This window comes from Kitasatospora purpeofusca (assembly GCF_042691725.1).
Taxonomy (GTDB): domain Bacteria; phylum Actinomycetota; class Actinomycetes; order Streptomycetales; family Streptomycetaceae; genus Kitasatospora; species Kitasatospora purpeofusca_B.
The window spans coordinates 3,525,657-3,538,885 of record NZ_CP170483.1 but is presented as its reverse complement, the minus strand read 5'-3'; the positions used below and the strand labels follow the sequence as shown (position 1 = coordinate 3,538,885).

Here is a 13,229-nt window from a genome sequence, read left to right as displayed (position 1 = left end):
TCGCACCGCGAACGCCCGTCCGCGAGCAGAACGGCCCGGCCGCGGGCAAGGGGCCGAAGGTCCCCGGGCGAGCCCTACGGGAAGCGGTCGGGGCCGACGAGCCGGACGGTCACCGCGGCCGGCTGCTCGGTGAGCAGGAGCTGGGTGATCCGCTTGTCCAGCAGCCAGCCGTGCCGGTGGACCAGGCTCCCGTCCGGGCCCGGGCCCGGGGTCCAGCCGTCGGCGGCCAGCCGGGCGCGCAGCCGGCGGGCCGCCTCGGCGCCGGGCAGGCCCTCGGTGCTCGCGATCACGAGGTCGCGGCGGCAGGCGTGCAGGCCGCAGCTGCGGTCGGGGCCGCTGTCGTGCGCGACGACGAGGCCCGTCGGCAGCGACAGCTCGGAGCGGTCCGGGGAGAAGGGCTCGTGGACGGCGAGCTGGTAGAGCAGGCCGACGACGAGGCCGATCAGGGAGTGGGCGGCGATCACGATGGTCGCCCCGGCGGCCGGCTGGCCGGACCCCCGGGTGGGCCGCGGGCCGCACCGCCGCCGTTCGGCCAGGGTGCCGAGCAGCACCACCAGCCCGGCGGCGAGCGGGTAGCCGGACTGGGACTCGGCGGTGGCCCGGCTGTGGAACCACTCCTGCTCCAGTCCGACCGGGATCACCGCCAGAGCGGCCAGGACGGCGGCCACCACCACCCCGACCGCCCGGGTGCGGGCCAGTGCGGCCCAACAGGCCAGTGGCAGCAGAACGTAGCCCCAGCCCAGCGCCAATCCCACAGAAGGCCCCCCGCCCGCTGTCGACGTCTCAGGCGGGGAGCCTAGAACGTCACGCCGGGCGGAGCCAGAGGGTCGCGAGCGGGGGCAGCACCAGCTCGGCGCTGCGCGGCCGGCCGTTCCAGGTGACCGCTTCGGCCTTCACCGGGCGGGAGTTGGCCGTCCCGCTGCCGCCGTACTCCGCGGCGTCGGTGTTGAGGGCCTCCTCCCAGAGCTGGTCGCGGCCGCCCAGCTCGGGCAGGCCGACCCGGTGGCCGTGCCGGACGACGGGGGAGAAGTTGCAGACGGCGACCAGCGGGGTGCCGTCGGCGGCGTACCGGACGAAGGAGAACAGGTTGTCCTCGGCCGCGCCGCCGTCCAGCCAGCTGAAGCCGGCCGGGGCGGTGTCCTGCTCCCACAGCGCCGGGGTGTCGAGGTAGCGCCGGTTGAGGTCGCGGACCAGCCGGCGCACGCCCGCGTGCTCCCGGTGGGCCGGCCACTGCTCGTCGAGCACCCACCACTGCGGGCCCTGCTCGTGGTGCCACTCCGAGCCCTGGGCGAACTCCTGCCCCATGAACAGCAGCTGCTTGCCGGGGTGGGCCCACATGAAGCCGAGGTAGGCGCGGTGGTTGGCGCGCTGCTGCCACCAGTCGCCGGGCATCTTGGCGACCAGGGCCTGCTTGCCGTGCACCACCTCGTCGTGCGAGATCGGCAGGATGTAGTTCTCCGAGTACGCGTACACCATCGAGAAGGTCATCTCGTTGTGGTGGTACTTGCGGTGCACCGGGTCCTTGCTCATGTAGACCAGGGAGTCGTGCATCCAGCCCATGTTCCACTTGAGGCCGAAGCCGAGGCCGCCCTGGTCGGTGGGCCGGGTGACGCCGTCCCAGGCGGTGGACTCCTCGGCGACGGTGATCACGCCGGGGCAGCGCCGGTAGACGGTGGCGTTCATCTCCTGGAGGAAGGCGGCCGCGTCGAGGTTCTCCCGCCCGCCGTGCCGGTTGGGGGTCCAGGCGCCGCTGTCGCGCGAGTAGTCGAGGTAGAGCATGGAGGCGACGGCGTCCACCCGCAGGCCGTCGACGTGGAACTCCTCGCACCAGTAGACCGCGTTGGCGACCAGGAAGTTGCGCACCTCGACCCGGCCGTAGTCGAACTCCAGGGTCCCCCAGTCCGGGTGTTCGGCGCGCAGCGGGTCGGCCGGCTCGTACAGTGGCTCGCCGTCGAAGCGGGCGAGCGCGAAGTCGTCCTTGGGGAAGTGCGCGGGCACCCAGTCGACGATCACGCCGATGCCGTGCTGGTGCAGGGTGTCGACCAGGAAGCGGAAGTCGTCCGGGCTGCCGAGCCGGGCGGTGGGCGCGTAGTAGCCGGACACCTGGTAGCCCCAGGAGCCGCCGAACGGGTGCTCCATGACCGGCATGAACTCCACGTGGGTGAAGTTCAACTCCTCCAGGTACTGCGGGAGTTCGGCGGCGATGGCGCGATAGGTGGTGAGGTCGGGGCGCCAGGACGGCAGGTGCAGCTCGTACACCGACATCGGGGCGCGGTGGTGCGCCGTGCGCGCCCGGCGGGCCATCCACTCGCCGTCCTGCCAGCGGTGGGCCGAGGAGGTGACGACCGAGGCGGTGCCGGGCGGGACCTGCGCGGCGCGGGCGAGCGGGTCGGCCTTGTCCAGGACCCAGCCCTGCCGGGTGCGGATCTCGTACTTGTACTGGGCGCCCTCGCCGAGGTCGGGGACGAACAGCTCCCAGATGCCGGAGGAGCCGAGCGAGCGCATCGGGTGGCCGGTGCCGTTCCAGTGGTTGAAGTCGCCGATCAGCCGCACCCCGGCGGCGTTCGGCGCCCAGACGGCGAACGCGGTGCCGCGCACGCCGTCCACGGTGCGCGGGTGCGAGCCGAGGGCCCGCCAGAGCTGCTCGTGCCGGCCCTCGGAGATGAGGTGCAGGTCGAGTTCGCCGAGGGTGGGCGGGGTGCGGTAGCCGTCGTGCTGGCGGATCGGCTCGCCGCCCGGGTAGCTGACCAGCAGCCGGTAGTCGGGCGCCTGCGGGGCGGCGAGCAGGCCGGTGAACAGGCCGCCCTGCTGGTGGGTGAGCTCGACGGGGCCCTGCCCGGTCTCCACCACGACCCGCTCGGCGAACGGGCGCAGCACCCGGATCGCGGTGCCGCCGTGCACGGGGTGGGCGCCGAGCAGGGCGTGCGGGTCGTGGTGCTGGCCGCCGACCAGCCGGTCCACCTCACCGGGCGGCAGCGGCGCCTCGGGCAGCCGCAGCGCCCCGGCGGGCACCGGTTTGGCGGAGGGTTCGGCCGAGGGTTCGGCGGCGGACGCGGGCCCGGCGGGCGCCGGCCCGTCCCGCCGGACGGTCGCGGGCTCACGCTTCGGGGAGTCCGGGCCGGCCAGGAAGGTGGCCGGCACGGAGCGGGTGGTGCGGCCTGGCGGGTCGAGCGGCGTCACGGCGGGGACCTCTCTTGGAACGGGGCGGCGGAACGAGGGACGTCAGACGGTGAGCGCCAGCCGGTTGATCGCGGCCAGCGGGATCGGCAGCCAGCTCGGCCGGTGCCGGGCCTCGTACACCACCTCGTACACCGCCTTGTCGATCTCCAGCGCGCGCATCAGCTCCGGCGAGGCGGCCGGGTCGGTGCCGCCGCCCGCGGTGTAGCCGGCGCAGAAGGCGGTGCGGTTGCGCTGCGCCCAGGCGGCGGCCAGGTGCGCCAGCTCCGGGTCGGGCGGCCCGCCGGCCAGCAGGTGGGCGGCGGCGTAGTCGAAGGAGCGGAGCATCGCGGCGACGTCGCGCAGCGCGGTCTGCGGCTCGCGCCGTTCGGCGACCGACTTGGCCGGCTCGCCCTCGAAGTCCAGCAGCACCCAGCCGTGCGGGGTGCGCATCGCCTGTCCGAGGTGCAGGTCGCCGTGGATCCGCTGGACCGGCAGGCCGTCCGGGTGGGCGTCGGCCAGCTGCCGGAAGGCCGAGCGCAGCGCGCCCCGGTAGCGCATCAGACCGGGCACGGCGGCGACCGCGCTGTCCAGCCGGTCGGCCATCGCGGTGGCCAGCTGGCGGGTCTGGGTGCGGTCCAGCCGGGCGACCGGCATCGAACGGGCGAGCACCCGGTGCACCTCGGCGGTGGCCCGGCCGAGCCGGTGCGCCTCGATCGCGAAGTTGCCCGGCGACGGGTCGCCCTTCAGCCGGCCGACCTGGTCGAGGGCGAGCTCCCAGCCGTCCTCGGCCTCGGGCAGGTAGCGCTGGAGCAGCCCGAGGGTGGCCGGCTCGGCGCGCTCCAGACGGCTCTCGAACCAGGCGGCGACCCGGGGGATGCGGGTCGAGCCGGCCCGGGAGAGCGCGAGCGACAGTTCGAGGTCGGGGTTGGTGCCGGGGTGGACGCGGCGGAACAGCTTCAGGATGTACGAGGTGCCGTAGATGACCGAGCTGTTGGACTGCTCGGCGGTGGAGGCGCGGCCGGGCAGGTTGGTGGGGAGCCCGGAGCCGGGGGTGCGGCGGAAGGACAGCGAGCCGAACCGGTCGCCGGTGGCCAGGTGCTCCAGCAGCCGCCCGGTGAGCTCGGGGTCGTGCACCGCGTCGTAGAGCGCCGCCCCGTCGTACGGACCCTGGGTGAGCCGGCCGAGGACGGCGGACGGCTCGATGCCGGTCGGGCCCTGCGAGCGGATGCCGAGCAGCAGTTGGTAGAGGTCGCCGTGCGGCGCGCCGGCGGTGGCCGCGTGCTCGACCCGGAGCAGCAGGTGCAGCAGGGCGGGGTCGCCGACCTGGAGGGGGGTGCCGACCACCGGGGTGAGGCCGGTGATCGGCCGGCCCTTCCCGGCGTACCAGCGCTGGGTGGGGAGCCAGTCGGCGATCAGCGGCAGCGCCGCCTGGACGAGTTCGCTGACCCCCAGGGCGGTCCTCCGGACCCCGGTGCCCCGCGCGGCGGCCGCCGCGGCGGGGCCGACGGGGGCGTCACGGTGCAGGGGGGCTTGCGAACGGGAGGTTTCGGACATGACTCCCTTTCCCCGGAGGAGCTGGGCGGATCGCCCGACGGGTCTGGCCGGGTCCGTCAGTCTTCCGGATTGCGGCGGCGCGGCGGCGGCGGCACGCGAGCGGTGGGCCCGGGTGTCACGCCTTCGTGTGGGTGGCCGTTGGGCTGTTCTCCGTACGCGGTGGTGCAGAGACGACCGGGGGCGCGGGGTGCGAACTCGCGCCCCCGGAGGCTTCGGTGGGGCCTGCGGCGGGTGCCGGATCGTTACTTCGATCGCCTGGTTCCGCTCAGCCTGGGGGGCCGGCGGAGCTGGAACCAGTAGAAGCCGTGGCCGGCGAGGGTGAGCAGGTACGGCCACTCACCGATCGAGGGGAAGCGCACCCCGCCGATCAGCTCCACCGGATACCGTCCGCCGTACTGCCTCAGGTCCAGTTCGGTCGGCTGCGCGAAGCGGGAGAAGTTGTTCACGCACATGACCAGGTCCCCCTCGTGCTCGCGCACGAAGGCCAGCACCGCGGGGTTGCTGGAGGGCAGTTCGGTGTAGGTGCCGAGGCCGAACGCCGGGTTGAGCTTGCGGATCTCGATCATGCGACGCGTCCAGTGCAGCAGCGAACTCGAACTGCTCTGCTGCGCCTCGACGTTGGTCACCTGATAGCCGTACACCGGATCCATGATGGGTGGCAGACTGAGCCTGCCCGGGTCGGCGGAGGAGAAACCCGCGTTGCGGTCCGGGGTCCACTGCATCGGGGTCCGGACGCCGTCCCGGTCGCCCAGCCAGATGTTGTCCCCCATGCCGACCTCGTCCCCGTAGTAGAGCACCGGCGAGCCGGGCAGGGAGAGCAGCAGGGCGGTGAAGAGCTCGATCTGGTTGCGGTCGTTCTCCAGCAGCGGGGCGAGCCGCCGTCGGATGCCCACGTTGGCGCGCATCCGCGGGTCCTTGGCGTACTCGGCGTACATGTAGTCGCGCTCCTCGTCGGTGACCATCTCCAGGGTCAGCTCGTCGTGGTTGCGCAGGAAGATGCCCCACTGGCAGCCGTGCGGGATGTTGGGCGTCTTGGCGAGGATCTCCGAGACGGGGTAGCGGGACTCCCGGCGGACCGCCATGAAGATCCGCGGCATCACCGGGAAGTGGAACGCCATGTGGCACTCGTCGCCGCCGGAGGCGAAGTCGCCGAAGTAGTCGACGACGTCCTCCGGCCACTGGTTGGCCTCGGCGAGCAGCACGGTGTCCGGGTAGTCGGCGTCGATCTCCTTGCGGACCCGCTGGAGGAACTCGTGCGTCTCCGGCAGGTTCTCGCAGTTGGTGCCCTCCCGGGCGAACAGGTACGGCACCGCGTCCAGCCGGAACCCGTCGATGCCGAGGTCGAGCCAGAACCGCAGGCCGGCGATCATCTCGTCCTGGACCCGCGGGTTGTCGTAGTTGAGGTCCGGCTGGTGGGAGAAGAACCGGTGCCAGAAGTACTGCTTGCGCACCGGGTCGTACGTCCAGTTGGAGGTCTCGGTGTCGACGAAGATGATCCGGGCGTCGGGGTACTGCTTGTCGTCGTCGGCCCACATGTAGAAGTCGCCGTACGGGCCGTCCGGGTCCTCCCGGGAGGCCTGGAACCACGGGTGCTGGTCGCTGGTGTGGTTCATGACGAAGTCGATGACCACGCGCATGCCGCGGGCGTGCGCGGCGTCCACGAACTCCATGAAGTCGGCGAGGTCGCCGAACTCCGGCAGCACCGACTTGTAGTCGGACACGTCGTACCCGCCGTCGCGCAGCGGGGAGGCGAAGAACGGCGGCAGCCAGAGGCAGTCGACGCCGAGCCACTGCAGGTAGTCGAGCTTGGACGTGAGCCCCTTGAGGTCCCCGACCCCGTCGCCGTTGCTGTCCTGGAAGGACCGCACCAGCACCTCGTAGAAGACCGCACGCTTGAACCAGTCCGGGTCCAAGTTCTTCTTGGAGGTCTCGGGGAAGGTGTCGGGGACGGGCTCGTTCACTGTCACGCTGGGTTCCTCCGAACCGTGAGGAGGTGGGCCGGCTCGGCTGAGGGGTCGAGCCGGACGTAGTTGTGCCGGCCCCACGTGTAGGCGGCACCGGTGAGCTCGTCGTGGACCGCGAAGGGCCCGTCCCCGTCCAGGGTGACGGTGGCCTCCTGGGCGTGGTGGGGATCCAGGTTGACCACGGTGATGAGGTGGTCGGTGAGGCCGTCGGGTGTCAGGGCGGTCTTGGAGTAGGCGAGCACCTGGTCGTTGTCGGTGGGGTGGAAGCGCAGCGAACGCAGCTGCTGGAGGGCCGGGTGACGGCGGCGCAGCCGGTTCAGGACGGTGAGCAGCGGGGCGAGGGTGTCGGTGCGGCTCCAGTCCCGGGGGCGCAGTTCGTACTTCTCCGAGTGCAGGTACTCCTCGGATCCGGGGTGGGCCGGCTCGTTCTCGTAGAGCTCGAAGCCGGCGTACACGCCGTAGCTGGGGGAGAGGGTGGCGGCCAGCACGGCGCGGATCGCGAAGGCGGCCGGGCCGCCGTGCTGGAGGAAGGCGTGCAGGATGTCCGGGGTGTTGGCGAAGAGGTTGGGCCGCATGTGGGCGGCCGCCTCGCCGGCGAGCTCGGTGAGGTACTCGGTGAGTTCCGCCTTGCCGTTGCGCCAGGTGAAGTACGTGTACGACTGGTGGAAGCCGATCTTCCCCAGGGTGTGCATCATCGCGGGGCGGGTGAAGGCCTCGGCGAGGAAGAGCACGTCCGGGTCGGTGCGGGCGATGTCGGCGAGCACCCGCTCCCAGAAGACCACCGGTTTGGTGTGCGGGTTGTCGACCCGGAAGATCCGTACGCCGCGGCCCATCCAGAACCGGAGGACCCGGACCGTCTCCTTGACGATTCCGTCCATGTCCTGGTCGAAGTTGATCGGATAAATATCCTGATATTTTTTCGGCGGATTTTCGGCGTACGCGATGGTGCCGTCCGCGCGGTGGCTGAACCATTCCGGGTGCTTGTTCACCCACGGGTGGTCCGGCGAGCACTGGAGCGCGAAGTCCAGCGCCACCTCCAGGTGCAGCGCGGTGGCCTCGGCGACGAAGTGGTCGAAGTCCTCGATGGTGCCGAGGTCCGGGTGGACGGCGTCGTGGCCCCCCTCCGGCGAGCCGATCGCCCACGGCGAGCCGACGTCGTGCGGACCGGCCGTCAGGGTGTTGTCCGGGCCCTTGCGGAAGGCTCGCCCGATCGGGTGGACCGGCGGCAGGTAGACCACGTCGAAGCCCATCGCGGCGACCGCCGGCAGCCGCTCGGCGGCGGTCCGCAGGGTGCCCGAGCGGGGCGGCTCCACCCCGGCGGGGTCGACCACCGCGCCCTCCGAACGGGGGAAGAACTCGTACCAGGAGCCGAAGAGCGCCCGCTCCCGGTCCACCTGGAGCGGCGCCGGGCGGGAGGCGCTCACCAGTTCGCGCAGCGGGAAGCGGCCGAGCAGCTCCTGCACCTCCGGGGCGAGCGCGGCGGCCAGCCGGGACAGCGGCGGCAGGCCCGGGTCGCGCAGCGCCTCGGCGGCGGCCAGCACCACCGCCCGGCCCTCCTTCTTCGGCACCCCGGCGGCGGCGCGATCCAGCAGCTGGGCGCCCTCCTCCAGGACGAGCGCGGTGTCGATCCCGGCCGGCAGCTTGACCGCGGCGGTCCGGCGCCAGGTGGCCACCGGATCGGACCACGCCTCCACCAGGTACGACCAGCGCCCGGGGGCGGTCGGGGTGACGTGCGCGCCCCAGCGGTCGCTGCCCTCGGCCAGCTCGCGCATCGGCGTCCACGGGCCGCTGCGGCCGCGCGGGTCGCGGAGCACGACGTTGGCGTTGACCGCGTCGTGGCCCTCGCGGAACACGGTCGCGCAGACCGGGAAGGTCTCGCCCACCACGGCCTTGGCCGGGCGGCGGCCGGCGTCTACGAGGGGGCTGACGTCCAGGACGGGGATGCGGCCGATCACGGTGTCGCTCTCTGTCGTCTTGCGGGCGGCGGGCTTGCGGGCGGCGGCGGGCTTCGCGCGGGCGCCCCCGGCGGCGGGACGCGCGGCGGCGGTCCGGGCCGGTGCGGCGCCCTCGGCCGGTGCGGCGGAGGGGGCGGCGGTGCTCGCGCTGCGGCGGGTGGTGGTGCGCTTGCGCGGGGCCTCGGCTCGGCTCGGCCCTGGAGCGGTCCGGCCCTCCTCGGCCCCGGGTTGCCGGGCCGGTTCGTCCGGTCGCTCCGTACGGATAGCCCCGGCGCCCCGGGGCCCCGGCATCGCCGCGTCTGTCCGAGTGTCAGAATCCATCCGTCCGGCGGATTCCGCGACCGCTGCGTCGAGGGTGTCGGCCACCGGTGTGGACTGGTCCCGCGTGTCGCCGTGCATGCCAAACTCCTGCCCGAGATCGGCGGCAGCTCCCGCGGGCCGGGGGCGGCCAGGGGAGTACCGGGAGGACTGCTGGGTGGGGAGGACGTGCGACCGGAAGCCTGCCCGCGCCGCCGTTCCGGGCAACCTGCCCCGCTCCCGCTCGGCCCGTGGCGGAGAGCCCGAGAGCCCGCGCGCGTTCCGGCGCACGCCTCTCCGGGCGTGCCTTCGGACGACCCAGCCCACCCGTGAACGAGCAGGGTCGGACCGAGGACACGCGGCGGTCCGCGATGGGCGCCGAATGGACCAATCAGGATGAGGAACGGTCAACGCGAAAAGGATTCGGACGTGCTGCTTCGCGGGGGAACGCCACCCGTCTCCGCACACCCCGCAGCATCGACGACCGTGCTTCATCCTCGCACTGGTGGCCCCGATTCCGCAGCGGTACGCCAGGAGTTTCAGAGACGATCGGGCGCGGGTCCGCCGGTGGAAATGGATCTGTTCCGCGGTGTTCACGTATTGGTGGCGCGGCCCTGCGGAATGTGCGCCTCGCGCGCCCCCCGTGCAGACCAATGCGCCGAATGCGATCTCATCAATAGGCCGAACGGATGCCGAATAGCCCAACTGACGCACCATCATGCCATCCGCCGAGGCTACGCTTCACGCCGTGAAGGCAATCCGCAGATTCACCGTCCGCACCGTCCTGCCCGAACAACTCCAGCCGTTGCACGAGCTGGCCCTCAACCTGCGCTGGTCCTGGCACCCCGAGACCCGTGACCTCTTCCGGTCCGTGGACCCGGACGTCTGGGCCGCGACGGGCGAGGACCCGGTGCGGCTGCTCGGGGAGGTCCCCGCCGCCCGGCTCGCCGCGCTCGCCGCCGACCGCCGGTTCCTGCGCCGGCTCGGCGACCTCGCCGACGACCTGCGCGAGTACCTGGCCGGCCCGCGCTGGTACCAGAGCGCCGGGCAGCAGGCGGCCGCCCCGCTGCCCGCCGCCATCGCCTACTTCTCGCCCGAGTACGGCATCGCCGCCGCACTGCCGCAGTACTCCGGCGGCCTCGGCATCCTGGCCGGCGACCACCTCAAGGCCGCCAGCGACCTCGGCGTCCCGGTCATCGGCGTCGGCCTCTTCTACCGGCACGGCTACTTCCGGCAGTCCCTCGACCGGGACGGCTGGCAGCAGGAGCGCTACCCGCTGCTGGACCCGGACGAGCTGGCCGTCACCCTGCTCCGCGAGGGCGACGGCTCCCCCAGCCGGGTCGACCTCGCCCTGCCCGGCGGCCGCACCCTGGCCGCGCACATCTGGAAGGCCCAGGTCGGACGCGTCCCGCTGCTGCTGCTCGACTCCGGCATCGAGGCCAACTCGCCCGCCGAGCGCGACGTCACCGACCGCCTCTACGGCGGCGGTAGCGAGCACCGGCTGCTCCAGGAGATGCTGCTCGGCATCGGCGGCGTCCGGGCGGTGCGCGCCTACCAGCGGCTCACCGGCCACTCCGCCCCCGAGGTCTTCCACACCAACGAGGGCCACGCCGGGTTCCTCGGCGTCGAGCGGATCCGGGAACTCGTCGCGGACTCCGGGCTCGACTTCGCCGCCGCCCTGGAGGCGGTCCGGGCCGGCACCCTGTTCACCACCCACACGCCCGTCCCGGCCGGCATCGACCGGTTCGACCGGGAGCTGGTCGCCCGGCACTTCGGCGGCGACACCGCGCTGCCCGGCGTCCCGGTCGACCAGGTGCTCGCGCTCGGCGCCGAGACCTGGCGCGGCGGCGACCCCAAGCTGTTCAACATGGCCGCCATGGGCCTGCGGCTCGCCCAGCGCGCCAACGGCGTCTCCACCCTGCACGGCGAGGTCAGCCGCTCGATGTTCAACGGCCTCTGGCCCGGCTTCGACCCCGCCGACGTGCCGATCGCCTCCGTCACCAACGGCGTGCACGCCGCCACCTGGATCGACCCGGCCGTCGTACGGCTCGGCGCCGCCGAGATCGGCGCCGAGCGCGCCGAGGAGGCCATGACCACCGGCGAGACCCGGCGCTGGACGGGGCTGGAGAGGATCGGCAACACCGAGGTCTGGGACCTGCGCCGCACCCTGCGCGCCCAGCTGGTCGACGAGGTCCGCCACCGGCTGCGCGCCTCCTGGCGCCAGCGCGGGGCCGGCGAGGCCGAACTCGGCTGGGTCTCCTCGGTGCTCGACCCGGACGTGCTCACCATCGGCTTCGCCCGCCGGGTGCCGTCCTACAAGCGGCTCACCCTGATGCTCCGCGACCCGCAGCGGCTGCGCGCCCTGCTGCTGCACCCGACCCGGCCGGTGCAGATCGTGGTCGCCGGCAAGGCCCACCCGGCCGACGACGGCGGCAAGCGGCTGATCCAGCAGATGGTCGCCTTCGCCGACGACCCGGCCGTCCGGCACCGGATCGTCTTCCTGCCGGACTACGACATGGCGATGGCCCAGCACCTCTACCCGGGCTGCGACGTCTGGCTGAACAACCCGCTCCGCCCGCTGGAGGCCTGCGGCACCTCCGGAATGAAGGCCGCGCTCAACGGCTGCCTCAACCTGTCGGTGCTGGACGGCTGGTGGGACGAGTGGTTCGACGGCCAGAACGGCTGGGCGATCCCCACCGCCGACACCGGCGAGGGCGTGCTCGACCCGGACAGCCGGGAGGCCGAGCGGCGCGACGACATCGAGGCCGCCGCGCTCTACGACCTGATCGAGGACCAGGTGGCCGGCCGGTTCTACGACCGGGGCGCGGACGGCCTGCCGCACCGGTGGATCGCGATGGTCCGGCACACCCTGGTGACCCTCGGGCCCAAGGTGCTGGCCGGGCGGATGGTCCGCGAGTACGTCGAACGGCTCTACGCCCCGGCCGCGCTGGCCCAGCGCGAACTGGCGGGGACGGGGGCGTTCCGGGCGGCCCACGAGCTGGCCGAGTGGAAGGCCAGGGTGCGCGAGGCCTGGCCGGTGGTCCGGGTGGAGCACGTCGAGGCGGACTGCCCGGACGAGGCGCAGGAGCTGGGCAGCGCGCTGGCGCTGCGGGTCCAGGTGGCGCTCGGCCCCCTGGAGCCGGCCGACGTCGAGGTGCAGGTGGTCTCCGGGCGGGTCGACGAGTCGGACCGGATCTCCGACGCCGCGCTGCTCGCCCTCAAGCCGGTCGGCGGGCCAGACCTCGACGGGCGGACCAGGTACGAGGGCTCCCTGGAGCTCGGCCGCACCGGGCCCTTCGGCTACACCGTGCGGGTGCTGCCCGCCCATCCCCGGCTGGCCTCGCCCGCCGAGCTGGGCCTGGTGGCGCTGCCGCCGGAGGTGGCGGGGATGGACGCCGGACTGCTGCGCTGAACGGGTACCGGGCGGGGAGGGGCACCGGCTCGGCCGGCGCCCCTCCCGCTTCCTCACCGGACGGCGGCCACCAGGGCGTCGGTGACCGAGCGCCAGGCCACCCCGGCCTCGGCGAAGCCGGCCTCCCGCAGCCGCTCGGTGTGCCAGCCGGCCGGGTGCGACTCGCCGTCGGCGTGCGAGCCGTAGATCCGGTTGCGGGCGGCCACCTGCTCGGCGAGCAGCGGGTCGGCCGCGGCGGCGAGCCACCAGCTCTCCCAGTCGAGGACGCCCTCGGCCTTCTCGCGCTCCTGCCGGCCGTGCCGCAGGGCCCGTTCGGCCGTGTTGAGCAGCGGGACCGCCGGGTCGGGCATGTGGTCGGCGTTGAGGAACACCCCGCCGGGGCGCAGCAGGCCGGCCAGGTCGCCGAAGAGCCGGACCAGGGCGGTGGCGGGCAGCCAGTGCAGCGCGGTTGCGGTCACCACCGCGTCGAACGGGCCGGGCGGGAGGGCGTCGGCCCACCGCGGGTCCTTGAGGTCGGCGGTGACCAGCGTGAACCGCTCGTCCTCGCCGAGGACGCCGCGGGCGATGGTCATCAGCGCCGGGTCCTGGTCCACGCCGACGCCGGTGGCGCCGGGCAGCCGGGCGAACAGCCGCTCGGTGATGCTGCCGGTGCCGCAGGCGAGGTCGAGGACGCGCGGGGCGGGCCCGGTCACCGCCTCGACGACGTCGAGCATCACCCGGAACCGCTCCTCGCGGTCCGGCAGGTACCACTCCTGCTGGCGGTCCCAACTGCGCTGCCACTGCTCCCAGTGGTGACGGTCGACCATGGTCGCTCCCCTTCGTGAGCCGGGTTCGTGAGCCGGGACCGATAAGTCCTGGAAACGACCATAGGCCCTTTCAGTAATGGGC

The 13,229-nt window shown here is 73.4% G+C and carries 7 protein-coding genes; 1 reads left to right on the top strand and 6 read right to left on the bottom strand.

Features of this window, described 5'->3' with window-relative positions:
* Nucleotides 1-74 precede the first annotated feature (74 nt).
* The 5 genes from ACFCLZ_RS14775 to ACFCLZ_RS14755 form a co-directional block, all read right to left on the bottom strand.
* Nucleotides 75-755 (bottom strand): hypothetical protein, encoded by a 681-nt coding sequence (locus ACFCLZ_RS14775; protein WP_380285347.1) that lies wholly within the window; start codon nt 753-755, stop codon nt 75-77.
* Between the two features lie 49 nt (nt 756-804).
* Nucleotides 805-3,180 carry a 1,4-alpha-glucan branching protein GlgB gene (gene glgB, locus ACFCLZ_RS14770; RefSeq protein ID WP_380285346.1) on the bottom strand — a complete coding sequence of 792 codons (2,376 nt, stop codon included), beginning with the start codon at nt 3,178-3,180 and terminating at the stop codon, nt 805-807.
* Between the two features lie 42 nt (nt 3,181-3,222).
* Nucleotides 3,223-4,713 carry a phosphotransferase gene (locus tag ACFCLZ_RS14765; protein WP_380285345.1) on the bottom strand — a complete coding sequence of 497 codons (1,491 nt, stop codon included), beginning with the start codon at nt 4,711-4,713 and terminating at the stop codon, nt 3,223-3,225.
* Between the two features lie 242 nt (nt 4,714-4,955).
* Nucleotides 4,956-6,680, bottom strand: a complete 1,725-nt coding sequence (gene treS / locus ACFCLZ_RS14760) for a maltose alpha-D-glucosyltransferase (RefSeq protein ID WP_380285344.1) — start codon at nt 6,678-6,680, stop codon at nt 4,956-4,958.
* Nucleotides 6,677-8,632 (bottom strand): alpha-1,4-glucan--maltose-1-phosphate maltosyltransferase, encoded by a 1,956-nt coding sequence (locus ACFCLZ_RS14755; RefSeq protein WP_380286171.1) that lies wholly within the window; start codon nt 8,630-8,632, stop codon nt 6,677-6,679. The genes treS and ACFCLZ_RS14755 overlap by 4 nt, the downstream gene beginning before the upstream one ends.
* A 1,045-nt stretch (nt 8,633-9,677) precedes the next feature.
* On the opposite strand from ACFCLZ_RS14755, the gene glgP reads away from it, so the two are divergent.
* Nucleotides 9,678-12,341, top strand: a complete 2,664-nt coding sequence (glgP, locus tag ACFCLZ_RS14750; protein WP_380285343.1) for an alpha-glucan family phosphorylase — start codon at nt 9,678-9,680, stop codon at nt 12,339-12,341.
* A 53-nt stretch (nt 12,342-12,394) separates the two neighbouring features.
* Here glgP and ACFCLZ_RS14745 read toward each other — a convergent pair whose 3' ends face one another.
* On the bottom strand, nt 12,395-13,147 hold the full coding sequence (locus ACFCLZ_RS14745) for a class I SAM-dependent methyltransferase (protein ID WP_380285342.1): 753 nt from the start codon (nt 13,145-13,147) through the stop codon (nt 12,395-12,397).
* Nucleotides 13,148-13,229: the final 82 nt, after the last annotated feature.